At 58.5% G+C, this 25,300-nt stretch carries 27 protein-coding genes and 1 tRNA gene; 24 read left to right on the top strand and 4 right to left on the bottom strand.

The features are described from left to right. Nucleotides 1-16: 16 nt before the first annotated feature. From HP062_RS14635 to HP062_RS14625, 3 genes are all read right to left on the bottom strand, one after another. Nucleotides 17-955: a hypothetical protein gene (locus tag HP062_RS14635; RefSeq protein ID WP_172791590.1), complete on the bottom strand. Its 939-nt coding sequence runs from the start codon at nt 953-955 to the stop codon at nt 17-19. Between the two features lie 245 nt (nt 956-1,200). Further along, nucleotides 1,201-2,442, bottom strand: coding sequence for a tyrosine-type recombinase/integrase (locus tag HP062_RS14630; protein WP_172791589.1), 1,242 nt, complete (start codon nt 2,440-2,442; stop codon nt 1,201-1,203). 165 nt (nt 2,443-2,607) lie between these two features. Beyond that, nucleotides 2,608-2,692 (bottom strand) — tRNA-Leu (locus HP062_RS14625). A gap of 107 nt (nt 2,693-2,799) precedes the next feature. Between HP062_RS14625 and queA the strand changes: the two genes are divergently transcribed. From queA to HP062_RS14595, 6 genes are all read left to right on the top strand, one after another. Beyond that, nucleotides 2,800-3,849 carry a tRNA preQ1(34) S-adenosylmethionine ribosyltransferase-isomerase QueA gene (gene queA / locus HP062_RS14620; RefSeq protein WP_008025479.1) on the top strand — a complete coding sequence of 350 codons (1,050 nt, stop codon included), beginning with the start codon at nt 2,800-2,802 and terminating at the stop codon, nt 3,847-3,849. A 14-nt stretch (nt 3,850-3,863) separates the two neighbouring features. Continuing rightward, nucleotides 3,864-4,979 (top strand): tRNA guanosine(34) transglycosylase Tgt, encoded by a 1,116-nt coding sequence (gene tgt, locus HP062_RS14615; RefSeq protein ID WP_010457900.1) that lies wholly within the window; start codon nt 3,864-3,866, stop codon nt 4,977-4,979. A 43-nt stretch (nt 4,980-5,022) separates the two neighbouring features. Beyond that, nucleotides 5,023-5,361 carry a preprotein translocase subunit YajC gene (yajC, locus tag HP062_RS14610; RefSeq protein WP_007916913.1) on the top strand — a complete coding sequence of 113 codons (339 nt, stop codon included), beginning with the start codon at nt 5,023-5,025 and terminating at the stop codon, nt 5,359-5,361. 63 nt (nt 5,362-5,424) lie between these two features. Beyond that, a complete protein-coding gene (gene secD / locus HP062_RS14605; protein WP_172791588.1) occupies nt 5,425-7,293 on the top strand; it encodes a protein translocase subunit SecD in 1,869 nt (622 codons plus the stop codon). Between the two features lie 9 nt (nt 7,294-7,302). Beyond that, nucleotides 7,303-8,217, top strand: a complete 915-nt coding sequence (gene secF, locus HP062_RS14600; protein ID WP_010457895.1) for a protein translocase subunit SecF — start codon at nt 7,303-7,305, stop codon at nt 8,215-8,217. Between the two features lie 120 nt (nt 8,218-8,337). After that, nucleotides 8,338-8,886 carry a glycine zipper 2TM domain-containing protein gene (locus tag HP062_RS14595; RefSeq protein WP_010457893.1) on the top strand — a complete coding sequence of 183 codons (549 nt, stop codon included), beginning with the start codon at nt 8,338-8,340 and terminating at the stop codon, nt 8,884-8,886. A 251-nt stretch (nt 8,887-9,137) separates the two neighbouring features. Here the strand turns inward: HP062_RS14595 and suhB are convergent, their stop codons facing one another. Further along, complete coding sequence (suhB, locus tag HP062_RS14590) at nt 9,138-9,956, bottom strand: inositol-phosphate phosphatase (RefSeq protein ID WP_008053258.1); 819 nt, start codon at nt 9,954-9,956, stop codon at nt 9,138-9,140. Between the two features lie 145 nt (nt 9,957-10,101). Between suhB and trmJ the strand changes: the two genes are divergently transcribed. The 18 genes from trmJ (at nt 10,102) to bamB (ending at nt 25,212) form a co-directional block, all read left to right on the top strand. Then, nucleotides 10,102-10,872 carry a tRNA (cytosine(32)/uridine(32)-2'-O)-methyltransferase TrmJ gene (gene trmJ / locus HP062_RS14585; protein WP_010457884.1) on the top strand — a complete coding sequence of 257 codons (771 nt, stop codon included), beginning with the start codon at nt 10,102-10,104 and terminating at the stop codon, nt 10,870-10,872. Nucleotides 10,873-10,874: 2 nt separating this feature from the next. Then, complete coding sequence (cysE, locus tag HP062_RS14580; protein WP_010457882.1) at nt 10,875-11,651, top strand: serine O-acetyltransferase; 777 nt, start codon at nt 10,875-10,877, stop codon at nt 11,649-11,651. Between the two features lie 225 nt (nt 11,652-11,876). Then, a complete protein-coding gene (iscR, locus tag HP062_RS14575; protein WP_007903581.1) occupies nt 11,877-12,368 on the top strand; it encodes a Fe-S cluster assembly transcriptional regulator IscR in 492 nt (163 codons plus the stop codon). A gap of 50 nt (nt 12,369-12,418) precedes the next feature. Beyond that, nucleotides 12,419-13,633 (top strand): IscS subfamily cysteine desulfurase, encoded by a 1,215-nt coding sequence (locus HP062_RS14570; protein ID WP_010457878.1) that lies wholly within the window; start codon nt 12,419-12,421, stop codon nt 13,631-13,633. An 84-nt stretch (nt 13,634-13,717) separates the two neighbouring features. After that, nucleotides 13,718-14,104: a Fe-S cluster assembly scaffold IscU gene (iscU, locus tag HP062_RS14565; RefSeq protein WP_003443374.1), complete on the top strand. Its 387-nt coding sequence runs from the start codon at nt 13,718-13,720 to the stop codon at nt 14,102-14,104. A gap of 28 nt (nt 14,105-14,132) precedes the next feature. Further along, nucleotides 14,133-14,456 (top strand): iron-sulfur cluster assembly protein IscA, encoded by a 324-nt coding sequence (gene iscA / locus HP062_RS14560; protein WP_007903589.1) that lies wholly within the window; start codon nt 14,133-14,135, stop codon nt 14,454-14,456. Nucleotides 14,457-14,464: 8 nt separating this feature from the next. Further along, a complete protein-coding gene (gene hscB / locus HP062_RS14555) occupies nt 14,465-14,986 on the top strand; it encodes a co-chaperone HscB (RefSeq protein WP_010457866.1) in 522 nt (173 codons plus the stop codon). 51 nt (nt 14,987-15,037) lie between these two features. Further along, nucleotides 15,038-16,900, top strand: a complete 1,863-nt coding sequence (gene hscA, locus HP062_RS14550) for a Fe-S protein assembly chaperone HscA (RefSeq protein ID WP_083375808.1) — start codon at nt 15,038-15,040, stop codon at nt 16,898-16,900. 2 nt (nt 16,901-16,902) lie between these two features. Beyond that, entirely contained in the window at nt 16,903-17,244 is a 342-nt protein-coding gene (fdx, locus tag HP062_RS14545) for an ISC system 2Fe-2S type ferredoxin (protein WP_010457863.1), read from the top strand. Nucleotides 17,245-17,258: 14 nt separating this feature from the next. Then, nucleotides 17,259-17,459 (top strand): Fe-S cluster assembly protein IscX, encoded by a 201-nt coding sequence (gene iscX, locus HP062_RS14540; RefSeq protein ID WP_010457861.1) that lies wholly within the window; start codon nt 17,259-17,261, stop codon nt 17,457-17,459. A gap of 92 nt (nt 17,460-17,551) precedes the next feature. Continuing rightward, nucleotides 17,552-17,977, top strand: a complete 426-nt coding sequence (gene ndk / locus HP062_RS14535) for a nucleoside-diphosphate kinase (protein ID WP_010457859.1) — start codon at nt 17,552-17,554, stop codon at nt 17,975-17,977. A 28-nt stretch (nt 17,978-18,005) separates the two neighbouring features. After that, nucleotides 18,006-19,148, top strand: coding sequence for a 23S rRNA (adenine(2503)-C(2))-methyltransferase RlmN (gene rlmN, locus HP062_RS14530; RefSeq protein ID WP_010457857.1), 1,143 nt, complete (start codon nt 18,006-18,008; stop codon nt 19,146-19,148). A gap of 17 nt (nt 19,149-19,165) precedes the next feature. Beyond that, nucleotides 19,166-19,924 carry a type IV pilus biogenesis/stability protein PilW gene (pilW, locus tag HP062_RS14525; protein WP_010457854.1) on the top strand — a complete coding sequence of 253 codons (759 nt, stop codon included), beginning with the start codon at nt 19,166-19,168 and terminating at the stop codon, nt 19,922-19,924. Further along, complete coding sequence (locus HP062_RS14520) at nt 19,924-20,958, top strand: RodZ family helix-turn-helix domain-containing protein (RefSeq protein WP_077749339.1); 1,035 nt, start codon at nt 19,924-19,926, stop codon at nt 20,956-20,958. The genes pilW and HP062_RS14520 overlap by 1 nt, the downstream gene beginning before the upstream one ends. A gap of 3 nt (nt 20,959-20,961) precedes the next feature. Beyond that, nucleotides 20,962-22,071, top strand: a complete 1,110-nt coding sequence (gene ispG / locus HP062_RS14515; RefSeq protein WP_010457850.1) for a flavodoxin-dependent (E)-4-hydroxy-3-methylbut-2-enyl-diphosphate synthase — start codon at nt 20,962-20,964, stop codon at nt 22,069-22,071. Nucleotides 22,072-22,094: 23 nt separating this feature from the next. Further along, nucleotides 22,095-23,384, top strand: a complete 1,290-nt coding sequence (gene hisS, locus HP062_RS14510; protein WP_010457847.1) for a histidine--tRNA ligase — start codon at nt 22,095-22,097, stop codon at nt 23,382-23,384. Between the two features lie 42 nt (nt 23,385-23,426). Then, on the top strand, nt 23,427-24,068 hold the full coding sequence (locus HP062_RS14505; RefSeq protein ID WP_010457845.1) for a tetratricopeptide repeat protein: 642 nt from the start codon (nt 23,427-23,429) through the stop codon (nt 24,066-24,068). Continuing rightward, on the top strand, nt 24,061-25,212 hold the full coding sequence (bamB, locus tag HP062_RS14500) for an outer membrane protein assembly factor BamB (protein WP_042932605.1): 1,152 nt from the start codon (nt 24,061-24,063) through the stop codon (nt 25,210-25,212). The genes HP062_RS14505 and bamB overlap by 8 nt, the downstream gene beginning before the upstream one ends. Nucleotides 25,213-25,300: the final 88 nt, after the last annotated feature.

Here is a 25,300-nt window from a genome sequence, read left to right as displayed (position 1 = left end):
GTGTCCGTTCCCTTTTTTATTTGAGTGGTCGAAGACCTAGCGCGGTCAAATGATCGCGGATGGTTTTCTTGGTGCCGTGAACGGCCTGGTCGAACAGCAGGTTGGTTAGCTCTGCATCTGTCAGGTTTCGTTTCTCGATTCGCCGGCCTGCAATAATTTGCTCTGCGGCTGCCTTTATGTTTGAGCGCCGATCCATCGTTTCTATTTGTGTTTTAGAGTCTGCCTCTTGATTACCTTTGCCAGCCTCTTGCCCGCGTTTAGATGCCTTCGCTGAGAAGGCTTCGTCAAGTAGTCGAAGCATCAGACTCGATGTGTTGAAGCCATTTTTGGATACATCGATGCTCTCCACCTGGCGATAGAGGCTTGCCATCATCAATGTCTGATTAGCCTCACCTTTCAAGACTGCAAACTGCTCTCTCGCTTCTATTTCAAAGCCGGCGCGGCGATCTCGTTCTTTGTCGATAAGAGCCGAGTACTGGCGGGGTGAGTCCTTTCTTAGCCCCTCTATCAGATCCGCATCTATATCGTAGGTAGCGACCTCGAGCTCGAAGAGCCAATTTGAAAGTATTTCCACAGCTTGTACGCCGAGTACCAGGGCAAAAGCTGCAGCGAGTTGTGAATCTGTAGCTGGATGATCGACCCCGAGAAAGCCTCGAATGACGTTAGGCAGTGAAGCTGCTTCCGCAGAGCTTGCACGTTCACCGATGGCATCCCGGAGTCGAAACAAGGTGCTTGTGACTGATTCTGCACTGGTCGCGTAGGAGCCATCCTCAAGCCAGAACGAAGTTGCCACGCCGATGAGGTCGAAAGCTTCTCGGAAATGCTCGTGGAAATGGGGATACAACGCTAACTCACGCACTGCTAGTTCGGCGTCATCCATGTCCCAAATCAGACACTTCACGTCGGTCCCTGCGATTTCTAGTTCTTCAGGTTCAATACCTAGCTCGATATCCATTTAGGCCGCCCCTCGCCCCAAGACAGGCGCGCTGTTCCAGCGTCGTGGATTGGATAAAGCCGCTGCCGACAGGACGGATTCGGGGATATTTCTGTTACACGACTTCGTGTCGTTACACTTGAGGCATTCGAGGTGAAAACAACGTGTAACCGATAAATAATTCATTATTATCAATGAGTTATATGGCTTCGTTACACCTGTAACACGCGTTACACCGATTTTTGAGGGGGGGCGATTACGTGCGCTCATACCGCCTTCCCAAACTGTCCCTGCACCACATTACCCGCTGCCATTTGCTCAAGGTGGTCGGCATACCACTGCATCATCACTACACGCTGTTCTAGGTACTGAGCCTTGTTATATACCCCTGAAATACCTTCCTCTTTGTGGGCAAGCTGCGCCTCAACGTGTTCTTTAGGCCAGCCATGTTCTCGAAGCAATGTGCTCGCTGTGTGGCGAGTCCCGTGTCCAACGAGACGACCTTTGTAGCCTATGGTGGCGAAGACCTTGTTGATTGTGTTTTCACTGATGGTCGGATTTTTTGCTCCCACTCCTGGGAAGAGCCAGCGGCTGCGACCGGTTAAGCAATACAGCTCTTTCAGTGCCGCAACGGCTTGGTGGGGAAGGGGGCAAACAAAATCCCGGCGCATCTTCATCTTGGCAGCAGGTGTAGTCCAAATGGATTTTTCAAGGTCGAATTCTTTCCATTCAGCCAATCGAACCATGCCGGGTCGTGATGCTGTCCAGACACAAAGCCATGCAGCAGTGCGGGCTGTCAGTCTGCTCGGTGTGTTTCTGAGCGCTTGGAGGAATTCAGCCAGCTCAGGCTCCAGCAAATGTGGATGCTGCTGAGTCTTAGGAGCTTGTGCTGCAATGTCACGCAGGCGGCTGCCTGGATCGTTTTCGGTGAGCCCTAGGCCGATGGCTCGACCGAAGATCTGATTGATCCACGTGCGGCACTTTTCCGCCACGTTGTGTGCGTTTCGAGCCTCGAGGGATGCCTGGAGTTCTGCGCAGTCGGTACGGGTAATTTCGTCGAGGGGCTTATCTCCCAATGCCGGGAGGATGTCTTTGTTGAGGTAAGTGCGGATTTTGTTAAGAGTGGAGGGAGCGAGGCCCTTTTCTTCTTTGGCCCTGAGCCAAGCTTCAGCAGCAGCTCGGAAGGTCCGAGTCCTGGCAGCGTCAATGGCAGCTTTGGCGGAGCGTTTCTGTTCGAGAGGATCGGCGCCGCTGCTAACTACCTTGCGTAGTTCAGCAGCTTTGTCCCGTGCCAATGCACCGCTTACTTCCGGGTAACCCCCGAGCCCCATCCAGGCCCAATTGCCCGCCGGACGTTTGTAGCGGAGCTGCCAGGATTTTCCACCATCAGGTTTGACCCTGAAGTAGAGGCCGTTTCCGTCCAGCTCCCTGTATTCCTTTGATTCTGGCTCCAGCCCCGCAAGCGTCGTGTCTGCTAGAGGGCGGCGCTTGATATCTGCGCGCTTCATCCTTGTATCCCAAAGTTCGGCATTTTTCTCAGGATACAAGCAGGGGTACAGGGATACAACGGATAAGGGGATACAGAGGTAGATAGCCAGACACAAAAAAACCGGCTCGAGTGGCCGGTTTCTCTGGGTCTGAGAGTCTGGTAGAGACTTTCAGATACTGCTATATGGTGCCCCGAGGGAGACTCGAACTCCCACTCCTTTCGAAAACGGATTTTGAATCCGCCGCGTCTACCAATTCCGCCATCAGGGCTCAATGGCGGCGAAGTATAGAGATGAGATTACCGTCGGTCAATCAGGTACATAGAGAATTTTCACTATTTCGGCTAGACTTCCGGCCCCTGCTAGACGAACCCCATCATGCGCGTTGCTGACTTTACTTTCGAACTCCCAGATTCGCTGATTGCTCGCCACCCTTTGGCCGAGCGTCGCAACAGTCGCCTGTTGACCCTTGATGGGGTCAGCGGCGCCCTGGCACACCGTCAATTCACCGATTTGCTCGAGCATTTGCGCCCGGGCGATTTGATGGTGTTCAACAATACCCGGGTGATTCCGGCGCGGCTGTTTGGCCAGAAGGCTTCCGGCGGCAAGCTGGAAATTCTGGTGGAGCGGGTGCTCGACAGTCATCGCGTGCTGGCGCATGTGCGGTCCAGCAAGTCGCCGAAGCCGGGTTCGAAGATCCTGATCGATGGCGGTGGCGAGGCCGAGATGCTGGCGCGGCACGATGCGTTGTTCGAGCTGGGGTTTGCCGAAGAGGTGTTGCCGCTGCTGGATCGCGTCGGGCACATGCCGCTGCCTCCTTATATAGACCGCCCGGATGAAGGCTCGGACCGCGAGCGTTATCAGACGGTGTACGCCGAGCGCCTGGGCGCGGTGGCGGCGCCGACGGCGGGGCTGCATTTCGATCAGCCGCTGATGGAGGCGATTGCCGCCAAGGGCGTCGAGACGGCGTTCGTGACCTTGCACGTCGGCGCGGGCACGTTCCAGCCGGTGCGCGTCGAGAAGATCGAAGATCACCACATGCACAGCGAATGGCTGGAAGTCGGCCAGGACGTGGTGGATGCCGTGGCGGCCTGTCGCGCTCGCGGTGGTCGTGTGGTGGCGGTGGGGACCACCAGCGTGCGTTCCCTGGAAAGCGCCGCGCGCGATGGTGTGCTCAAGCCGTTCAGTGGTGACACCGATATCTTTATCTACCCGGGCCGGCCGTTTCATGTGGTCGACGCCCTGGTCACCAACTTTCATTTGCCCGAATCCACGCTGTTGATGCTGGTTTCGGCGTTCGCCGGTTATCCCGAAGCGATGGCCGCTTATAAAGCGGCTGTTGAGCATGAATACCGCTTTTTCAGCTACGGTGATGCGATGTTTATCACCCGTAACCCCGCACCACGTGGCCCTGAGGACAAAGAATGAGTCGCCAAAGTCGTATGTCGTTTGAGTTGCTTGCTACCGACGGCAAGGCTCGTCGCGGTCGTTTGACCTTCCCGCGCGGTACCGTCGAGACCCCGGCGTTCATGCCGGTGGGCACGTATGGCACCGTCAAGGGCATGCTGCCGCGGGATATCGTCGCGACCGGCGCGGAGATCATTCTGGGCAACACCTTCCACTTGTGGCTGCGTCCTGGCACCGAAGTGATCAAGAAGCACGGCGACCTGCACGATTTCATGCAGTGGAAAGGCCCGATTCTGACCGACTCCGGTGGTTTCCAGGTGTTCAGCCTCGGTGCGATGCGCAAGATCAAGGAGGAGGGCGTGACCTTCGCTTCTCCGGTCGACGGCGCCAAAGTGTTCATGGGCCCGGAAGAGTCGATGCAGGTTCAGCGTGACCTGGGCTCGGACATCGTGATGATTTTCGACGAATGCACCCCGTACCCGGCCGACGAAGACGTCGCACGGATTTCCATGGAGCTGTCGTTGCGTTGGGCCAAGCGTTCGAAAGAAGCCCATGGCGACAACACGGCGGCGCTGTTCGGCATCGTTCAGGGCGGCATGCACCAGGATCTGCGCATGCGCTCCCTGGAAGGCCTCGACAAGATCGGCTTCGATGGCCTGGCCATTGGCGGTCTGTCGGTGGGCGAGCCCAAGCACGAGATGATCAAGGTGCTGGATTACCTGCCGGGGCAAATGCCGGCTGACAAACCTCGTTACCTTATGGGCGTTGGCAAACCGGAAGATCTGGTTGAGGGTGTGCGCCGCGGTGTGGACATGTTCGATTGCGTGATGCCAACCCGTAATGCCCGCAATGGGCATCTGTTCATTGATACAGGCGTGCTGAAGATCCGAAACGCGTTCCATCGCCATGATGATTCGCCGCTCGATCCGACCTGCGATTGCTATACCTGCCAGAACTTCTCCCGCGCTTATCTGCATCACCTGGACAAGTGCGGCGAAATGCTGGGGAGCATGCTCAATACCATCCATAACTTGCGTCATTATCAAGTGCTTATGGCTGGTTTGCGCGAGGCTATTCAACAGGGTACATTGGCCGCCTTTGTCGATGCCTTCTACGCCAAACGCGGGCTTCCTGTTCCGCCTTTGGACTGAGTTTTCTGACCCCAAGATTCAACATTTGCAACTGGAGTGCTAAATGAGCTTTTTTATCTCTAATGCCATGGCTGACGCTGCTGCACCGGCAGCTGCCGGCCCAATGGGTGGCGGTTTCGAGTGGATTTTCCTGGTCGGTTTCCTGGTCATCTTCTACCTGATGATCTGGCGTCCACAGGCCAAGCGCGCCAAAGAGCAGAAGAACCTGCTGAGCAGCCTGCAGAAAGGCGACGAAGTTGTGACCACCGGCGGTATTGCCGGCAAGATCACTAAAGTGGCTGATGATTTCGTGGTTCTGGAAGTTTCCGACACCGTCGAAATGAAGTTCCAGAAAGGCGCCATTGCCGCCACGCTGCCAAAAGGCACGCTAAAAGCGATCTAAGTTTCAACTTCTACTCAATCGACGGGGCGCGCAAGGCGCCCCGCGTCATAAGCGGGCGGCGTGATGCTGAACAAATACCCTCTGTGGAAATACATTCTGATCCTGGCGGTGCTGGCGGTCGGTCTGATTTATTCCGCTCCCAATTTATATCCTGATGACCCGGCCATTCAGGTCAGCGGCGCAAGCACTGCGCTGCAAGTCAATCAGGCTGATCTGGATCGTGTGAGCGCTGCGCTCAAGGAATCCGGGATCAACGTCAAGGCAGCCACGCTGGCGGCCAATGGCAAGGGCGGTCTGATTCGTCTGACCAAGGCTGAAGATCAGCTGCCGGCCAAAGACGTCGTGCGCAAGGCACTGGGTGATGACTACGTCGTCGCGCTGAACCTGGCACAAACCACCCCGCAATGGCTGCGCAGCCTGGGCGCGCACCCGATGAAGCTGGGTCTGGACTTGTCCGGTGGTGTGCACTTCCTGCTGGAAGTGGACATGGACAAAGCCCTCGACGCACGCTTGAAAGTGTACGAAGGCGATGTAAAGAGCCTGTTGCGTAAAGAGAAACTGCGCTATCGCAGCCTGCCGCAACTCAACGGTGCCATTCAGCTGGGTTTCAGTGATGAAGCGTCCCGCGAGCAGGCCCGCGCACTGATCCGCAAGAACTTCAACGATTTCGACATTGTTCCGGCCGACCTCAATGGTCAGGCGGTGCTGCGTCTGGCGATGACCCCGGCCAAGCTGGCGGAAATCCGCGAATACTCCATCAAGCAGAACTTGACCACGGTACGTAACCGCGTCAACGAGCTGGGTGTTGCCGAACCGATCGTTCAGCGTCAGGGCGCCAACCGCATCGTGGTTGAGCTGCCGGGCGTGCAGGACACCGCAGAAGCCAAGCGTATCCTCGGCAAGACGGCCAACCTTGAGTTCCGTCTGGCGGCTGAGCCGGGCGCTTCGAAAGCCACTTCCGAAAGCTTCGAATTCCGTGAAGGCAATCGTCCACCGGCACAGATCGAGCGTGGCCTGATCATCACCGGTGACCAGGTGACTGACGCCAAGGCTGGCTTCGGCGAGCACGGCACGCCAGAAGTGAACATCCGTCTGGATGGCCACGGTGGCGAGCTGATGAGTCGTGCGACTCGCAGCAACGTCGGTCGCAGCATGGCGGTGATCTTCATCGAACAGCGCCCGGTCACCACGTACACCAAGCAAATGGTCAACGGCGTCGAGAAAGACGTTGCGGTCCAGACGTTTAAAGAAGAGAAGAAGATCATCAGCCTGGCGACCATCCAGTCGCCGCTGGGTGCTCAATTCCGCATCACTGGCCTGAACGGTCAGGGCGAGTCGTCCGAACTGGCGCTGCTGTTGCGTGCCGGTGGTCTGGCTGCACCGATGTACTTCGCTGAAGAGCGCACCATTGGCCCGAGCCTGGGTGCCGACAACATCACCAAAGGTATCGATGCATCGCTGTGGGGCATGCTGTTTGTCTCGCTGTTCATCATCGCCATCTACCGCTTCTTCGGCATCATCGCCACCGTCGCACTGTCGGTGAACATGGTGCTGCTGCTGGCCTTGATGTCGCTGCTGGGTGCAACGCTGACCCTGCCGGGTATCGCCGGTATCGTATTGACCATGGGTATGGCGGTCGACGCCAACGTTCTGATCTTCTCGCGGATTCGTGAAGAGATCGCGGCGGGCATGACCGTACAACGGGCAATCAACGAAGGCTTCGGCCGGGCTTTTACTGCGATTCTCGACGCCAACCTGACAACGTTGCTGGTCGGCGGGATTCTCTTTGCGATGGGCACAGGTCCAGTCAAAGGCTTCGCAGTGACCATGTCCCTCGGGATCTTTACCTCGATGTTCACGGCCATCATGGTGACCCGCGCGATGGTCAACCTGATCTTCGGCGGTCGTGACTTCAAGAAGTTGTGGATTTAAGGGGCTGCCATGTTACGTACAATCAACTTCATGGGCGTTCGCAACGTTGCGTTCGGCGTCACATTGTTCCTTACCGTGCTGGCTTTGTTCAGCGTCGCCACCAAGGGCATGAACTGGGGCCTGGACTTCACCGGCGGTACGCTCATCGAGCTGACCTACGAGCGTCCGGCCGATGTCACCAAGGTGCGTGAGCAGCTGGTCACTTCGGGTTATCACGAGGCAATCGTGCAGAGCTTCGGTGCGACTACCGATTTGCTGGTGCGTATGCCGGGTGAAGACCCGCAGCTGGGCCATCAAGTGGCAGAAGCGCTGCTGAAAGTCGGCGGCGACAACCCGGCGACGGTCAAACGCGTCGAGTTCGTCGGCCCGCAGGTGGGTGAAGAACTGCGCGACCAGGGCGGCCTCGGCATGCTGATGGCGCTGGGCGGTATCCTGATCTACCTGGCTTTCCGCTTTCAGTGGAAGTTCGCGGTCGGTGCCATCGTTTCGCTGATCCACGACGTGATCGTGACCATCGGTATCCTGTCGTTCTTCCAGATCACCTTCGACCTGACGGTGCTGGCGGCGGTACTGGCGATCATTGGTTACTCGCTCAACGACACCATCGTGGTATTCGACCGGGTTCGTGAGAACTTCCGTGTACTGCGCAAGGCCAGCCTGATCGAGAACATCAACATCTCGACCACGCAAACCCTGCTGCGCACCATGGCAACGTCGATCTCCACCTTGCTGGCGATCGCGGCCCTGCTGTTCTTTGGTGGCGACAACCTGTTCGGCTTCTCCATTGCCCTGTTTATCGGTGTTCTGGCGGGTACTTACTCGTCGATCTACATCGCGAACGTGGTGCTGATCTGGCTGAACCTGAGCAGCGAGGACCTGATTCCTCCTGCGGCCACTGACAAGGAAGTCGACGACCGTCCATAACGGCCATCGCTCCTCCAGCTGTCAGCCCAAAAAGGCGCGAGTTGAACTCGCGCCTTTTTTTATGCTCCAAGGCTGGGAGAAGCGCGGGCTTTGCCCGCATGTGATGGTCAGGAGGTTCATGTGAACAAGTCGTTGCTGGTTGGTGCGGTATTGGGTGCTGTCGGTGTAACAGCCGGGGGTGCTGTTGCCACCTACAGCCTGGTTAAAAGCGGCCCTGAGTATGCGCAAGTGCTAGCCGTTGAACCGGTCAAGACACAAATCAAGACGCCACGTGAAGTGTGCAAGGATGTAGCAGTAACCCGGCAAGCGCCGGTGAAAGATCAACACCAGATCGCCGGTACGGTGGTCGGTGCATTAGCCGGTGGTTTGCTGGGTAACCAGATCGGCGGCGGCACCGGCAAGAAGATTGCCACGGTCGCAGGCGCTGTCGGTGGTGGTTATGCGGGCAACAAGGTTCAGGAAGGCATGCAAGAGCGTGACACCTACACCACGACTCAGACTCGCTGTAACACGGTGAATGACATCAGCGACAAGGTTGTAGGCTACGACGTTCGTTATTCGCTGGATGGCAAGGAAGGCAAGGTGCGGATGGATCGTGATCCGGGTAACCAGATTCCGGTCGACAAGGAAGGCAAGCTGGTCCTGTCGCAGAACGAACAGGCTCACTAAAAAACTGCAATTCAGATTCAAAAAGAAGCACCCGGATGGGTGCTTTTTTTGTGCCCACGATTTAAGCGACACAGCAAAACCCTTGTAGGAGTGAGCCTGCTCGCGATTGCAATCTATCAGTCAAAACAGGCGGAGACTGATACATCGCTATCGCGAGCAGGCTCACTCCTACATGGGGTCCGTGATGCGGCAGGTAAAAATTCCAGGCATAAAAAAAGCACCCCGAAGGGTGCTTTTTTGAGGGCGTTCGCTTAGCGTTTCAGCGAGGCCGGCAGGTGCGGCTGGATCGCCGTCAATACTGCCTTGAAGCACTTGGTGTTGCCTGCAACGACATGGCCTTTCTCAAGGAAGTCGTGGCCACCGGTGAAGTCGCTCACCAAGCCGCCGGCTTCCTGGATCAGCAGGGCGCCTGCCGCCATGTCCCACTCGGACAGGCCCGACTCCCAGAAGGCGTCAAAACGACCGGCAGCCACGTAGGCCAGGTCCAGGCTCGCCGAACCTGCGCGGCGGATGCCGGCGGTCTGGCCTACCAGGGCGCGGAACATGCCCAGGTAGTTGTCGAGGTTGTCCATCTGGTCGTCACGGAACGGGAAGCCGGTACCCAACAGGGCGCCGTCCAGGCTGGTGCGACCGCTGACGCGCAGGCGACGACCGTTCAGTTGAGCGCCGCGACCACGGCTGGCGGTGAATTCTTCCTGGCGAACCGGGTCCAGAACAACAGCGTGCTCCAGGCGACCGCGGTATTTGCAGGCGATGCTGACAGCGAAGTGAGGAATGCCGCGCAGGAAGTTGGTGGTGCCGTCCAGCGGATCGATGATCCACAGGTATTCTTCGCCTTCGATCCCGGTGCCGGCGTGCATGCCGGTTTCTTCACCCAGGATCGAGTGATTCGGGTAGGCCTTGCGCAGCGCGTCGATGATTTTCTGTTCGGCGGCGCGATCCACCTCGGATACATAATCCTTGGCGTCTTTTTCGTCGACCTTGATGGTATCCAGGCGCTCGATGGAGCGGAAGATCAATTCACTGGCGCTGCGGGCGGCGCGCAGCGCGATATTCAGCATGGGCTGCATGGATGTGTCACCTAAGGTTGTTAAAGAAAGCCGGGCATTCTATCAGAACTTTTCTACAGGTGAAGGTTGGTGTTCGCTTTCATAGCTTAACGGTAGGATCAACTGTAAGATTCTGCTCCCAAATTTGTGTTCGAGAACGCCTCCCGTGCTGCATAACATTCGTGTCGTCCTGGTCAATACCAGCCACCCCGGCAACATCGGTGGGGCTGCGCGTGCCATGAAGAACATGGGCCTGTCGCGGCTGGTGCTGGTCGAACCGCGGTTGTTCCCGCATCACGAGGCCGATGCCCGTGCTTCCGGCGCCGGGGATATCCTTGAAAACGCGCAAGTCGTCGCCACCTTGGAAGATGCCTTGGTCGGCTGCAATCTGGTGCTTGGCACCAGCGCCCGTGACCGTCGCATCCCCTGGCCGTTGCTCGATCCCCGCGAATGCGGTGTGAAGGTGGTCGAGGAAGCGGCATCGGGAGCCGAGATTGCCTTGGTCTTTGGTCGTGAAGATTCCGGCCTGACCAATGAAGAGCTGCAGCGATGTCATTATCACGTGCACATTCCATCAGACCCTGAGTTCAGTTCGCTGAACCTTGGGGCAGCGGTGCAGGTGTTGAGTTATGAAGTGCGCATGTCCTGGCTCGCGGCCCAAGGCCAGCCGAGCAAGGTCGAGAAGGATGAGGTGGCGTCCACCAAAAGTGGTGAGCTGGCGACCATGGATGAGCTGGAGCGATTCTATGAGCACCTGGAGCAAACCCTGGTGGCCATCGAATTCCTCGATCCGGAAAAACCACGGCACTTGATGGCGCGCCTGCGCCGGTTGTACGGTCGCAGCTCGGTGAGCCGGGCGGAAATGAATATATTGCGTGGCATCCTCACGGAAACCCAGAAAGCGGCCCGTGGCGAGCTTCTAAAGCGGAAGGATTAAAAATGTTCGAGCGTTTGCGTGAAGATATCCAGAGTGTTTTCCATCGTGACCCGGCAGCGCGCAACGCCTTTGAAGTCCTGACCTGCTACCCCGGCATGCACGCCATCTGGATCCATCGCCTGTCATCGGCCCTGTGGGGTATGGGCTGGAAGTGGCTGGCGCGGGTTGTCTCTAACTTCGGTCGCTGGCTGACCGGGATCGAGATTCATCCCGGCGCCAAGGTCGGTCGTCGCTTCTTTATTGACCATGGCATGGGCATCGTCATTGGCGAGACCGCCGAGATCGGCAACGATGTCACCCTTTATCAGGGCGTGACGTTGGGTGGCACCAGCTGGAACAAGGGCAAGCGTCACCCGACGCTGGAAGATGGCGTGGTGGTCGGGGCGGGCGCCAAGGTGCTCGGTCCGTTCACGGTGGGCGCGGGTGCCAAGGTCGGTTCCAACGCCGTCGTGACCAAGGCGGTTCCGGCCGGGGCCACGGTGGTCGGGATTCCGGGGCGGATCATCGTCAAGTCCGATGAAGAGCAGGACGCCAAGCGCAAGGCCATGGCCGAGAAGATCGGTTTCGATGCCTACGGTGTTGGCGAAGACATGCCTGACCCGGTGGCGCGGGCTATTAACCAATTGCTCGATCACCTGCAGGCAGTCGATGGCCGTCTGGAGGGGATGTGCGGAGCGTTGAAGGACCTGGGCAGTAATTACTGTGCGAAAGATCTGCCTGAGCTGCGCGAAGAAGACTTTGCCTGTGTGAAGGACAAGGATCAGAGCCAGGCCAGTTAAACCGCGCCGACCCCTTCGCGGGCAAGCCTTGGCGCGACCCCTGTAGGAGCGAGGCTTGCCCGCGAAGAACGATAACGCGGTACTGCTGGCTGTACGCGGCCAGCCTTTGCTATGATGCGCGCGCTCTTTTGCGGGTAATCCTGACTAAAGTACTAGGTCTTATAGTTGACTTAAATACTCGGGAATTGCATACTCGCCCCATTCCGAACTCCGTGGTAATTGTCCATGCGACTGACTACAAAAGGCCGATACGCCGTAACCGCCATGCTCGACCTGGCGTTGCACGCGCAGCACGGGCCGGTGTCCCTGGCCGATATCTCCGAGCGCCAAGGCATCTCCCTGTCCTACCTCGAACAGCTTTTCGCCAAATTGCGCCGCAGCAATCTGGTTTCCAGCGTTCGTGGCCCGGGCGGTGGCTACCAACTGTCCCGCGACATGCAGGGCATCCAGGTCGCCCAGGTGATCGATGCGGTGAACGAATCGGTCGATGCAACCAAATGCCAGGGCCAGGGTGATTGCCATCAAGGCGACACCTGCCTGACCCACCACTTGTGGTGCGATCTGAGCCTGCAGATTCACGAATTTCTGAGCGGTATCAGCTTGGCTGACCTTGTAACTCGCCGTGAGGTGCAAGAAGTAGCCCAGCGTCAGGACCAGCGCCGTTGCAACAGCAAGGCGCCACGCCTGGACAAGATTGAAGCGTCCGCCGTCGAATGACAGCCAGAGAGCAAAGCGGTACGCCAGCCAGCCTGATTAGGAGATAGTCCATGAAATTGCCGATTTACCTTGATTACTCTGCGACCACCCCGGTTGATCCGCGTGTTGCGCAAAAGATGAGTGAATGCCTGCTGGTCGACGGAAACTTCGGTAACCCGGCGTCCCGTTCCCACGTGTTCGGCTGGAAAGCTGAAGAGTCCGTCGAAAACGCTCGTCGTCAGGTCGCTGACCTGGTTAACGCCGACCCGCGTGAAATCGTCTGGACCTCCGGTGCCACCGAGTCCGACAACCTGGCAATCAAGGGTGCGGCGCATTTCTATGCGACCAAAGGCAAACACCTGATCACCACCAAGATTGAGCACAAGGCTGTCCTCGACACCATGCGCCAACTGGAGCGTGAAGGTTTCGAAGTGACCTACCTCGAGCCTCAGACTGACGGCCTGGTTACGCCAGCGATGATCGAAGCCGCCCTGCGCGACGACACCATCCTGGTCTCGGTCATGCACGTGAACAACGAAATCGGCACCATCAACGACATCGCAGCCATCGGCGAACTGACCCGCTCCAAGGGTATTCTGTTCCACGTCGACGCCGCTCAGTCCACTGGCAAGGTCGAGATTGACTTGCAGAAGCTGAAAGTCGACCTGATGTCGTTCTCTGCCCACAAAACCTACGGCCCTAAAGGCATCGGCGCGCTGTACGTCAGCCGCAAGCCGCGTGTTCGCATCGAAGCGACCATGCACGGCGGCGGTCACGAGCGTGGCATGCGTTCCGGCACCCTGGCGACCCACCAGATCGTCGGCATGGGTGAAGCGTTCCGCGTAGCCAAGGAAGACATGGCGGCCGAGAACATCCGTATCAAAGCCCTGAGCGACCGTTTCTTCAAGCAGGTCGAAGGCCTGGAAGAGCTGTACATCAACGGCAGCATGACCGCCCGCGTACCGCACAACCTGAACCTGAGCTTCAACTACGTTGAAGGCGAGTCGCTGATCATGGCGCTCAAGGATCTGGCGGTTTCGTCCGGTTCGGCCTGCACCTCGGCATCGCTTGAGCCTTCGTATGTACTGCGCGCCCTGGGCCGCAACGACGAACTGGCCCATAGCTCGATCCGTTTCACCTTCGGCCGTTTCACCACCGAAGAAGAAATCGACTACGCCGCGCAGAAAGTCTGCGAGGCCGTTACCAAGCTGCGCACCCTGTCGCCGCTGTGGGACATGTACAAAGACGGTGTCGACATTTCGAAAATCGAGTGGGCGGCACACTGATTTCAAGTCGCCGCAAACCGGCCCTGCAAAACCAAGGTTTTCAGGGCTCAAGAGCGACTCTCTGATGAGTGAGGATTAAGAATCATGGCTTACAGCGAAAAGGTCATCGACCACTACGAAAACCCGCGCAACGTCGGCAAGATGGACGCGGAAGACCCTGATGTCGGCACCGGCATGGTCGGCGCTCCGGCGTGCGGCGATGTGATGCGTCTGCAGATCAAGGTCAACGAGCAAGGCATCATCGAAGACGCCAAGTTCAAGACCTATGGTTGCGGTTCGGCGATCGCCTCCAGCTCCCTGGCGACCGAGTGGATGAAAGGCAAGACTCTGGATGAAGCAGAGACCATCAAGAACACTCAGCTGGCCGAAGAACTGGCACTGCCGCCGGTAAAAATTCACTGCTCCGTACTCGCTGAAGACGCTATCAAAGCGGCCGTTCGCGACTACAAGCAGAAGAAAGGCTTGATCTAAGCATTAAGCGACGAGTAAGGAGTCAACGATGGCTATCAGCATGACAGAAGCGGCTGCTCAACACGTGCGACGCTCCCTTAACGGGCGCGGCAAAGGTGAGGGGATTCGCCTGGGTGTTCGCACCACAGGTTGTTCCGGCCTTGCCTACGTGCTGGAGTTTGTCGACGAGGTGGTTGCAGAGGATCAGGTGTTCGAAAGTCACGGCGAGAAAGTGATCATCGACCCGAAAAGCCTTGCCTACCTGGACGGCACCGAACTCGATTTCGTCAAGGAAGGGTTGAACGAAGGCTTCAAGTTCAACAACCCCAACGTGCGCGGTGAATGTGGCTGCGGCGAAAGCTTCAACATCTGAGGCTGCTCGTGGGTACTCCTTGTCATTTCGCTTTATTTGAACTGCAGCCGAGCTTCCGTCTGGATCTCGATCAGTTGGCCACGCGCTATCGTGAGTTGGCGCGCGGTGTTCATCCGGACCGCTTTGCAGACGCTTCCGAGCGCGAGCAGCGGCTGGCGCTGGAGCAATCCGCGAGCCTCAACGAGGCCTATCAGACGCTCAAAAGTCCCCCAAAGCGCGCGCGATACCTGCTCGCTTTGAATGGAGGCGAGCTGCCGCTGGAGGTCACGGTGCATGATCCGGAATTCCTTCTGCAGCAGATGGAATTGCGTGAAGAGCTCGAAGACCTGCAAGACAGCGCCGACCTGGCGGGTGTTGCAGTGTTCAAGCGTCGCCTGAAGACGGCTCAGGATGAACTGAACGAAAGCTTCGCAGCCTGTTGGGATGATGCAGCGCAACGTGAACAGGCCGAACGCCTGATGCGGCGCATGCAGTTCCTCGACAAGCTCACCTACGAAGTGCGCCAGTTAGAAGAGCGCCTCGACGATTAACCCAGTGCCGCTCCGGTCGCACGCCTGATATACAGATAAGTCCTGATAACGATGGCCCTACTGCAGATCGCCGAACCCGGCCAAAGTCCTCAACCGCACCAGCGTCGTCTGGCTGTGGGGATCGACTTGGGCACTACCAATTCGCTGGTCGCTGCGTTGCGCAGTGGTCTTTCCGAGCCTCTGGCCGACGCCGAAGGGCAGGTCATCCTGCCGTCCGCCGTGCGCTACCACGCCGATCGCGTCGAAGTCGGCGAGTCCGCCAAGCTGGCGGCTGCTACCGATCCTTTGAACACCGTGCTGTCGGTCAAGCGCTTGATGGGTCGTGGTCTGTCCGACGTCAAGCAATTGGGCGACCAACTGCCGTACCGCTTTGTCGGTGGCGAGTCGCACATGCCGTTCATCGACACGATTCAGGGGCCGAAAAGCCCGGTCGAAGTCTCCGCCGATATCCTCAAGGTGCTGCGTCAGCGTGCTGAAGCGGCATTGGGCGGCGAGTTGGTGGGCGCGGTGATCACCGTTCCGGCCTATTTCGATGATGCTCAGCGTCAAGCGACCAAGGATGCGGCCAAGCTGGCCGGTCTGAACGTGCTGCGTTTGCTCAATGAACCGACCGCAGCCGCAGTGGCTTACGGTCTGGATCAGCATGCCGAAGGCCTGGTCGCGATTTACGACCTGGGTGGCGGTACGTTTGATATTTCGATCCTGCGCCTGACGGGCGGTGTATTCGAAGTCCTCGCTACCGGTGGCGATAGCGCCTTGGGTGGCGATGACTTTGACCACGCCATCGCTGGCTGGATCATCGAGAGCGCCGGCTTGTCCGCCGACCTCGACCCGGGTGCTCAGCGCCATCTGCTGCAAACCGCTTGTGCGGCCAAAGAAGCCCTGACCAATGCCTCGACGGTTGAAGTCGCTTACGGCGACTGGAAAGCGCAACTGACCCGCGAAGCCTTCGATGCGCTGATCGAGCCAATGGTCGCCCGCAGCCTGAAAGCCTGCCGCCGCGCGGTGCGTGATTCCGGCATCGAGCTGGACGAAGTGCACGCTGTGGTCATGGTCGGCGGCTCGACGCGCGTGCCTCGCGTTCGTGAAGCCGTCGCTGAAGCCTTTGGTCGCCAGCCGCTGACTGAAATCGATCCGGATCAAGTGGTGGCCATTGGGGCTGCGATCCAGGCCGATACGTTGGCTGGCAACAAGCGCGATGGCGGCGAATTGCTCTTGCTCGACGTCATTCCGTTGTCCCTGGGGCTGGAAACCATGGGCGGCCTGATGGAGAAGGTGATCCCACGCAACACCACCATCCCCGTTGCCCGCGCCCAGGACTTCACGACTTACAAAGACGGCCAGTCGGCCATGGCGATTCACGTGCTGCAGGGCGAGCGTGAGCTGATCAGCGACTGCCGTTCCCTGGCGCGCTTCGAATTGCGCGGCATTCCGGCCATGGTCGCCGGTGCTGCGAAAATCCGCGTGACGTTCCAGGTCGATGCCGACGGTCTGCTCAGTGTCTCCGCTCGCGAGTTGGGTTCAGGCGTCGAGGCCAGCATTCAGGTCAAGCCGTCCTACGGTCTGACCGACGGCGAAATCGCCAAAATGCTCAAGGAATCGTTCCAGCACGCCAACGACGACAAGGTCGCCCGTGTGTTGCGTGAGCAGCAGGTCGACGCCCAGCGCCTGATCGAAGCGGTGCAGGCTGCCCTTGATGTCGACGGTGAGCGCTTGCTCGACGCCGAAGAGCGCATGGTCATCGAGTTGCAGATGCAGGAACTGACCGAACTGATGAAAGGTACCGATGGTTTCGCCATCGAGCAGCAGACCAAGCGTCTGTCGCAAGTGACCGACGCTTTTGCTGCCCGCCGCCTGGACTCAACGGTGAAAGCCGCGCTGGCGGGGCGCAACTTGAATGAGATTGAGGAATAACGATGCCGCAGGTCATTTTTCTGCCACACGAGAAGTTTTGCCCGGACGGCATGGTTGTGGAGGCTGAACCCGGCATCTCCATCCTCGAACTGGCTCACGAACACCATATCGAGATGGAAAGCGCTTGCGGCGGCGTCTGCGCCTGCACCACCTGCCATTGCCTGATTCGCGAGGGCTTTGACTCGCTGGAAGAGGCCGATGAGCTGGAAGAAGACTATCTTGATAAGGCTTGGGGGCTGGAGCCCCACTCACGCTTGGCCTGTCAGGCAAAAGTCGGGACTGAAGACCTGACCGTCGAAATTCCGAAGTACTCGCTCAACCATGCGGCCGAAGCGCCGCACTGATTCAAGGAAACGTCATGAGTCTGAAATGGGTTGATGTGCTGGAAATCGCGATCCAGCTGGCTGAATCCCGGCCGGAAGTGGATCCGCGTTATGTGAACTTCGTCGATCTGCACAAATGGGTGCTGGCATTGCCGGAGTTCCGTGATGATCCGACCCGCGGTGGCGAGAAGGTACTTGAAGCCATTCAGGCCGCCTGGATCGAAGAAGCAGACTGAGTCTGCGCCGTATGCAGTTAGGCAATACCAAAGAACCCGCGTATAATTCGCGGGTTTAATTTTTCGCAAATTACCGTTTCTGGAGTTACACCATGGCTGTTCAACGTACTTTCTCCATCATCAAGCCTGACGCTGTTGCAAAAAACGTCATCGGCGAGATCACCACTCGTTTCGAAAAAGCCGGCCTGAAGGTTGTAGCTTCGAAAATGAAGCAACTGTCCAAAGCCGAAGCTGAAGGCTTCTACGCTGAGCACAGCGCTCGTGGTTTCTTCGGCGACCTGGTTGCTTTCATGATCTCCGGTCCAGTTGTCGTTCAGGTTCTGGAAGGCGAAAACGCTATCGCTCTGAACCGTGAGCTGATGGGCGCTACCAACCCTAAAGAAGCTGCTGCCGGCACCATCCGTGCTGACTTCGCTGACTCCATCGATGCCAACGCTGTACACGGTTCGGACTCCGAAGCCGCTGCTGCTCGCGAAATCTCGTACTTCTTCGCAGCTACTGAAGTAACCACTCGCTAAGCATTGGCTTATGAGTGAAGGTGAATCCATGACTACATCGACTGTAAAAACCAACCTGCTGGGTCTGACTCAGCTGGAAATGGAAAAATTCTTCGACTCAATCGGGGAGAAGCGTTTCCGTGCCGGTCAGGTAATGAAATGGATTCACCACCTTGGCGTCGATGATTTCGACGCCATGACGAACGTCAGCAAGGCCTTGCGCGACAAGCTCAAGGCTATTGCCGAAGTTCGCGGTCCTGAAGTCGTCAGCGAGGACATCTCCACCGACGGTACCCGTAAATGGGTAGTGCGCGTGGCGTCCGGCAGCTGCGTCGAGACCGTTTACATTCCCCAGGGCAAGCGCGGCACTTTGTGCGTTTCGTCCCAGGCAGGCTGTGCCCTGGATTGCAGTTTCTGCTCCACCGGCAAGCAAGGTTTCAACAGCAACCTCACCGCCGCTGAAGTCATCGGCCAGGTGTGGATTGCCAATAAATCGTTCGGCAGCATCCCGGCGACCGCCGACCGTGCCATCACCAACGTGGTGATGATGGGCATGGGTGAGCCGCTGCTGAACTTCGACAACGTCGTGGCCGCCATGCATCTGATGATGGATGACCTGGGCTACGGGATCTCCAAGCGCCGCGTGACCCTGTCCACTTCGGGCGTGGTGCCGATGATCGATGAGCTGTCCAAGCACATTGACGTCTCCCTGGCGTTGTCGCTGCACGCACCAAACGACGCATTGCGTAACCAATTGGTGCCGATCAACAAGAAATATCCGCTTAAGATGCTGCTCGAGTCGTGCCAGCGCTACATGTCGTCCCTGGGCGAAAAGCGCGTGCTGACCATCGAGTACACTTTGCTCAAGGACATCAACGACAAGGTTGAACATGCCGTTGAGATGATCGAGTTGCTCAAGAACATCCCGTGCAAGATCAACCTGATTCCGTTTAACCCGTTCCCGCATTCCGGTTACGAGCGCCCGAGCAACAACGCGATTCGCCGTTTCCAGGATCAGCTTCACCATGCCGGCTTCAATGTCACCGTGCGCACCACCCGCGGTGAAGACATCGATGCCGCGTGTGGCCAATTGGTAGGGCAGGTGCTGGATCGCACCCGTCGCAGCGAACGTTATATCGCCGTGCGTGAGTTGAACGCCGAGAACGATATGGCTCAAAACGCTGCGGAATAAATCAAGAGAGGATCTCTATGTCCCTGCGCTTTGCGCTGCTTTTGCTGTTGGCCAGCCTGTGTGCTGGTTGCGTCCTGTCGGGCGATTTCAACCCGATGAAAACCAGCAAAGGTCGCGATGAAGCGCGTGCTGCCTATGTGCAACTGGGCTTGGGGTACTTGCAGCAAGGCATGACCGAACGGGCGAAAGTGCCGTTGAAGAAAGCCTTGGATCTGGATGACTCGGACCCGGATGCCAATGCGGCGCTTGGGTTGGTGTTTCAGGCTGAAATGGAACCTGAACTGGCAGACCAGCACTTTCGCAAGGCGCTGTCTTCCCGCCCCGACGATGCTCGAATCCTGAACAACTACGGCAGCTTTCTTTTCGAAGAAAAACGTTACAAAGAGGCTTACGAGCGCTTTGAACAGGCCGCCGCCGATACCCTGTATCCTGAGCGTTCGCGGGTGTTCGAGAACCTGGGCATGACCGCTTCGAAGCTGGGTCAGCGTGATCTGGCCCAGCAGCAACTGGAAAAAGCCCTGCGTTTGAACCGCCAACAACCGCGTGCATTGCTGGAAATGGCTGAGTTGTCCTTCGAAGACAGGCATTATGTGCCCGCGCGTGACTATTACGATCGTTTTAGCCTGCTCACCGAGCAAAATGCACGTAGTCTATTGCTCGGCGTTCGGCTGGCAAAAGTGTTTGAAGATCGCGACAAGGCCGCCAGTTTTGGCCTGCAACTAAAACGACTCTATCCCGGTACGCCGGAATATCAGCAATACCTGTCGGAGCAATGATGAAAGCGGCGCATCCCGAAGTTGTAGCAGCGAATCGCGTTAACCCCGGTGAGACTTTGCGCCAGGCCCGCGAAAGCAATGGCTGGTCGCTGGCTGAAGTGGCCCTCAAGCTCAACCTCACCGTTAATTCCTTGAGTAATCTGGAAGCTGGCGCTTTCGACAAGCTGCCGGGGCACACCTTTGCTCGCGGTTATATTCGCGCGTATGCCAAATTGTTGGGCATGGACCAGACCGTTCTGGTCCAGCAGTTCGACCAATCCACCGGCACCGACTCCCAGGGCAGCAACGTCCACAGCCTGGGGCGTATCGAAGAACCGGTTCGGGTTTCCCACACTATTTTGCGCATTGTCAGCCTGCTGTTGCTGATCGCAGTGATTGGCGGTGGTTTTGTCTGGTGGCAGGATCAAACCTCCCAGCGCACCAAGGACCTGATCACCCCGAGCCCGGAACACGTCGAAGTCGAAGGTGCTGATGGCACCACCCAGATCCATCCGCTGGACGAGCCGGAAGACCAGGCCGTCGCGGAAAGTCAGGTTGACGGGGCAACCGCGCTGGCGTTGCCGCAAGCCGAAAATGCCACTGAAGCACCGGCCGGGACTGAAGCCACTGCGCCTGCCGCCGCGCCGACTGCGCCCGTTGTCCCAGCGCCTGCTGCACCGGCGCACAGCAGCGCTCCGGTTGTCGCGACTCCCGTAGCGCCGGCTCCGACGGCTCCTGTTGTATCAACTCCGCCTGCAAGCGCTTCGGTGACGCCGACCATCCCCGCTCCAGCACCAGCAGCTCCGGTTGCCGGCCAAGGTCAGGTTCAACTGCAGTTCACCGCCGATTGCTGGACGCAAGTGACCGATGGCACCGGCAAAGTGCTGTTGAGCGGTCTGAAGCGTAAAGGCGAAAGTGTTTCCGTCAGCGGCAAGCCACCGTTTGCCGTGCGTCTGGGCTTCGCCCGTGGCGCGCAGGTCAGCTACAACGGGCAGGCGGTTGATGTCGCTCCGTTCACCAGTGGCGAGACTGCTCGCCTGAAGTTGGGTCAATAAGTCATGCACGGCGAATCTCCAATCAAACGTCGCGAATCCCGCAAGATCTGGGTCGGTAACGTGCCCGTCGGCGGCGATGCGCCCATCGCTGTTCAGAGCATGACGAACAGCGACACCAATGACGTGGCCGCCACCGTGGCCCAGATCAATCGTCTGGAAGCCGCTGGCGTCGATATCGTGCGGATTTCCGTGCCGGACATGGATGCCGCCGAAGCCTTCGGCAAGATCAAGCAATTGGTCAAGGTGCCGTTGGTTGCCGACATCCACTTCGACTACAAGATTGCGCTGCGCGTCGCCGAACTGGGCGTTGATTGCCTGCGGATCAACCCGGGCAACATCGGTCGTGAAGACCGCGTGCGTGCGGTGGTCGATGCCGCCCGTGATCGCGGGATCCCGATCCGCATCGGCGTCAACGCCGGTTCCCTGGAAAAAGACCTGCAAAAGAAATACGGCGAGCCGACCCCGGCGGCGCTGGTCGAGTCTGCCCTGCGTCACGTCGAGCACCTTGAACGCCTGAATTTCCAGGACTTCAAGGTTAGCGTGAAGGCCTCCGACGTGTTCATGGCCGTCGCCGCCTACCGCCTGCTGGCCAAGGAAATCGTCCAGCCGCTGCACCTGGGCATCACCGAAGCCGGTGGTTTGCGCTCAGGCACGGTGAAATCCGCCGTGGGCCTCGGTATGCTGCTCGCCGAAGGGATTGGCGATACTATTCGCATCTCGTTGGCGGCCGACCCGGTCGAGGAAGTGAAAGTCGGCTACGACATTCTCAAATCCCTGCACCTGCGTTCCCGTGGCATCAACTTCATCGCCTGCCCGAGCTGCTCGCGGCAGAATTTCGATGTGGTCAAAACCATGAACGAGCTGGAAGGGCGCCTCGAAGATCTGCTGGTGCCGCTGGATGTCGCGGTCATCGGTTGCGTGGTCAACGGGCCGGGTGAAGCCAAGGAAGCCCATATCGGCTTGACCGGCGGCACGCCAAACCTGATTTACATCGACGGCAAGCCGTCGCAGAAACTGACGAATGACAATCTGGTGGATGAGCTTGAACGCTTGATCCGCCAGAAAGCGGCCGAAAAGGTCGAAGCCGACGCGGCAGTCATCGCCCGCGGCTGATCGAACGAATTGAAGGATTTATAGTGAGCAAGTCTCTGCAAGCCATACGTGGCATGAACGACATCCTGCCCGAACAGACCCCGCTGTGGCGTCATTTCGAGGGTACCGTCTCGCGTCTGCTGGATAACTACGGTTACAAGCAGATCCGCATGCCGATCGTCGAGTTCACCGAGCTGTTCAAGCGCTCCATTGGTGAAGTGACCGACATCGTCGAAAAAGAGATGTACACCTTCGACGACCGCAACGGCGATTCCCTGACCCTGCGCCCTGAAGGCACGGCGGCCTGCGTGCGTGCTGTGCTCGAGCACGGCATCACCGGCGGTGGTCAGGTGCAGAAACTTTGGTACATCGGCCCGATGTTCCGTCACGAACGTCCTCAAAAAGGCCGTTATCGCCAGTTCCATCAGATCGGTTGCGAGGTCTTCAACCTCGACGGTCCGGACATCGACGCCGAGCTGATCGTGCTGACCTGGCGCCTGTGGGGCGAGCTGGGCATCCGTGATGCGGTCAAGCTTGAGCTCAACAGCCTGGGCACCGCCGAGTCCCGTGCTCGTTATCGCGAAGCGCTGGTCGAGTTCCTCTCGTCCCGCCTGGACAAGCTGGACGAAGACAGCCAGCGCCGTCTGAAAACCAACCCTTTGCGGGTGCTCGATACCAAGAACGCAGACACGCAAGCCGTGCTGGTCGATGCGCCGAAAATGGCCGACTACCTGGACGAAGAGTCCCGTGTGCACTTCGAGGGCCTGAAGGCTCGTCTGGACACCGCCGGCATTCCTTACGTGATCAACCCGAAGCTGGTTCGCGGGCTGGATTACTACAGCAAGACCGTTTTCGAATGGGTCACCGACAAGTTGGGCGCCCAGGGCACCGTGTGTGCCGGTGGTCGTTACGACGGTCTGGTGGAGCAGATGGGTGGCAAGCCAACCCCGGGCGTCGGTTTCGCCATGGGTATCGAGCGCCTGGTGCTGTTGCTTGAAACCCTGGAGCAGATTCCGGAAGAGATCTCCCGTCAGGTCGACGTTTACCTCTGCGCCTTCGGAGAAGCCGCCGAGCTGGCCGGTCTGGCCCTGAGTGAACGTGTACGTGATCAATTGCCCAACCTGCGCCTGCAAGTCAATGCCGGCGCGGGCAGCTTCAAAAGCCAGTTCAAGAAGGCCGACAAGAGCGGCGCGCTGTATGCGCTGATCCTCGGTGACGACGAAATGGCCCAGCAAGTGGTAGGTTTCAAACCCCTGCGTGGCCAGGGCGAACAACAAAGCATTGCCTGGGATGCGCTTGCTGCACACCTGGCCACCTGCGTCGTGCAGGGTTGAAGCTGTCATAAACAGCCGATTTAGCGATTAAGGAGTATTGGGGTGTCGAGTACCGAAGACGAAAACCTGGCAGATTTGAAGGACTGGTGGACACGCAACGGCAAGCCCCTGGTCACTGGCGGCCTGTTGGCGCTGGTCATCGTGTTCGGCTGGCAGGCCTTTCAGAAGTATCAGAGCAATCAGTCGCAAGGCGCCTCGATTCTCTATCAGCAATTGCTCGAAACCACGCTGACGCCTGACGGCAAGCCTGATGCCGCCCGTGTTTCGGACCTGGCCGGCAAGCTCAACAGCGAGTTCGGCGGTAGCGCCTATGCACAGTACGGCAGCTTGTTCGTGGCGAAAGTCGCGGTCGACAGCGGCAAGCTGGACGACGCGGCCACCGAGCTGAAAGCCATCGTGGCAAAACCGGCCAACCCGGCGCTGGGCGAAATCGCCCGTCAGCGTCTGGCGCAGGTACTGGCGGCGCAGAACAAGGTCGATGAGGCCCTGAAGCTGCTCGAAGGCGATGCTGACAAGGCATTCCTGGCCACGCGCGAAGAACTCAAAGGCGACCTGCTGGTGCAGTTGGGTCGTACCGACGAAGCAAACACGGCGTATCAAAAAGCCAAGGCGGCACTGTCGGATGAAGCGGCGGTCGGTGGCCTACAAATCAAGCTGGACGACCTGGCCAAAGGGGATGCGTGACGTGATCCGTTGGAAACATGCAGCATTGCTGGCTCTGGCCATTTTGGCCGCGGGTTGCAGCAGCAACAGCAAAAAAGAATTGCCACCGGCCGAGTTGACCGACTTCAAAGAAGAAGTGGTTCTGCAAAAGCAGTGGAGTCGTTCGATCGGTGACGGTCAGGGCGAAACCTACAACATGCTGGTTCCGGCGATCGAAGGCGATACCATCTATGCTGCCGACGTCACCGGTGTGGTGATGGCGCTGGATCGCAGCAACGGCGACGTCAAATGGAAGAAGGACCTTGAACTGCCTGTTTCCGGCGCCGTTGGCGTGGGTTACGGTCTGGTCATGTTCGGCACCATCAAGGGCGAAATCGTTGCTCTGGATGCGATCAATGGTGAAGAGAAATGGCGCGCTCGCGTGTCCAGCGAAGTACTCGCACCGCCGGCCAACAACGGTGACGTGGTTGTGGTTCAGACTCAGGACGACCGTCTGATTGGTCTGGATGCCGCCACCGGCACCCAGCGCTGGTTGTATGACAGCACGCCTGCGGTCCTGACCTTGCGCGGCACCAGCGCACCGATCGTCACCAACCGCCTCGCGGTGGCTGGCCTGTCGACCGGTAAAGTGGTCGCTCTCGATATTTCCAACGGCGTGCCGGTGTGGGAACAACGGGTCGCGATTCCACAAGGTCGTTCGGAACTGGAGCGTGTGGTCGATATCGACGGTGGCCTGCTGCTGTCCGGCGAAACGCTATACGTCGCCAGCTACCAGGGTCGCGTTGCGGCACTGGACCTGCAAAGCGGTCGTCAGCTCTGGCAGCGTGATGCTTCCAGCTATGCCGGCGTCGCGCAGGGTTTTGGCAGCGTTTACGTGAGCCTGTCTTCGGGCACTGTTGAAGGCGTCGACGAACGTTCCACCACAGCCTTGTGGAGCAACGATTCGCTGGCTCGTCGTCAACTGTCAGCTCCGGAAGTGTTCTCCAGCTACGTTGCAGTCGGCGATATGGAAGGCTACCTGCACCTGCTGAGCCAGGTGGACGGTCGTTTCGTCGGCCGCGAGCGCATCGACAGCGACGGCCTGCGTGCCCGTCCGCTGGTGGTGGGTGACACGATTTATGTGTATGGCAACAGTGGCAAACTGGAAGCCCTGACCATTAAGTAAAGGTTTGACTATGCTTGGGGTTAAACCCCAGGCAGCCCCGTAACCACGGGGTTCGCAGCGCCCTCAAGCGCTGCCCCGAGCACCAGCC

This window comes from Pseudomonas sp. B14-6 (assembly GCF_013260315.1).
GTDB classification, from domain to species: domain Bacteria; phylum Pseudomonadota; class Gammaproteobacteria; order Pseudomonadales; family Pseudomonadaceae; genus Aquipseudomonas; species Aquipseudomonas mandelii.
The sequence above is the reverse complement of the archived record's forward strand: the minus strand, read 5'-3'. Positions and strand labels throughout refer to the sequence as shown.

Coding starts and splice junctions, on each gene's coding strand:
- queA (WP_008025479.1), top strand. CDS start 2,800: ATGCGCGTTGCTGACTTTACTTTCGAACTCCCAGATTCGCTGATTGCT.
- HP062_RS14635 (WP_172791590.1), bottom strand. CDS start 955: ATGGATATCGAGCTAGGTATTGAACCTGAAGAACTAGAAATCGCAGGG.
- hscA (WP_083375808.1), top strand. CDS start 15,038: ATGGCCCTACTGCAGATCGCCGAACCCGGCCAAAGTCCTCAACCGCAC.
- secD (WP_172791588.1), top strand. CDS start 5,425: ATGCTGAACAAATACCCTCTGTGGAAATACATTCTGATCCTGGCGGTG.
- suhB (WP_008053258.1), bottom strand. CDS start 9,956: ATGCAGCCCATGCTGAATATCGCGCTGCGCGCCGCCCGCAGCGCCAGT.
- ndk (WP_010457859.1), top strand. CDS start 17,552: ATGGCTGTTCAACGTACTTTCTCCATCATCAAGCCTGACGCTGTTGCA.
- ispG (WP_010457850.1), top strand. CDS start 20,962: ATGCACGGCGAATCTCCAATCAAACGTCGCGAATCCCGCAAGATCTGG.
- yajC (WP_007916913.1), top strand. CDS start 5,023: ATGAGCTTTTTTATCTCTAATGCCATGGCTGACGCTGCTGCACCGGCA.
- secF (WP_010457895.1), top strand. CDS start 7,303: ATGTTACGTACAATCAACTTCATGGGCGTTCGCAACGTTGCGTTCGGC.
- iscR (WP_007903581.1), top strand. CDS start 11,877: ATGCGACTGACTACAAAAGGCCGATACGCCGTAACCGCCATGCTCGAC.
- fdx (WP_010457863.1), top strand. CDS start 16,903: ATGCCGCAGGTCATTTTTCTGCCACACGAGAAGTTTTGCCCGGACGGC.
- bamB (WP_042932605.1), top strand. CDS start 24,061: ATGCGTGACGTGATCCGTTGGAAACATGCAGCATTGCTGGCTCTGGCC.
- iscA (WP_007903589.1), top strand. CDS start 14,133: ATGGCTATCAGCATGACAGAAGCGGCTGCTCAACACGTGCGACGCTCC.
- pilW (WP_010457854.1), top strand. CDS start 19,166: ATGTCCCTGCGCTTTGCGCTGCTTTTGCTGTTGGCCAGCCTGTGTGCT.
- cysE (WP_010457882.1), top strand. CDS start 10,875: ATGTTCGAGCGTTTGCGTGAAGATATCCAGAGTGTTTTCCATCGTGAC.
- HP062_RS14630 (WP_172791589.1), bottom strand. CDS start 2,442: ATGAAGCGCGCAGATATCAAGCGCCGCCCTCTAGCAGACACGACGCTT.
- tgt (WP_010457900.1), top strand. CDS start 3,864: ATGTCGTTTGAGTTGCTTGCTACCGACGGCAAGGCTCGTCGCGGTCGT.
- HP062_RS14570 (WP_010457878.1), top strand. CDS start 12,419: ATGAAATTGCCGATTTACCTTGATTACTCTGCGACCACCCCGGTTGAT.
- HP062_RS14520 (WP_077749339.1), top strand. CDS start 19,924: ATGAAAGCGGCGCATCCCGAAGTTGTAGCAGCGAATCGCGTTAACCCC.
- iscU (WP_003443374.1), top strand. CDS start 13,718: ATGGCTTACAGCGAAAAGGTCATCGACCACTACGAAAACCCGCGCAAC.
- rlmN (WP_010457857.1), top strand. CDS start 18,006: ATGACTACATCGACTGTAAAAACCAACCTGCTGGGTCTGACTCAGCTG.
- iscX (WP_010457861.1), top strand. CDS start 17,259: ATGAGTCTGAAATGGGTTGATGTGCTGGAAATCGCGATCCAGCTGGCT.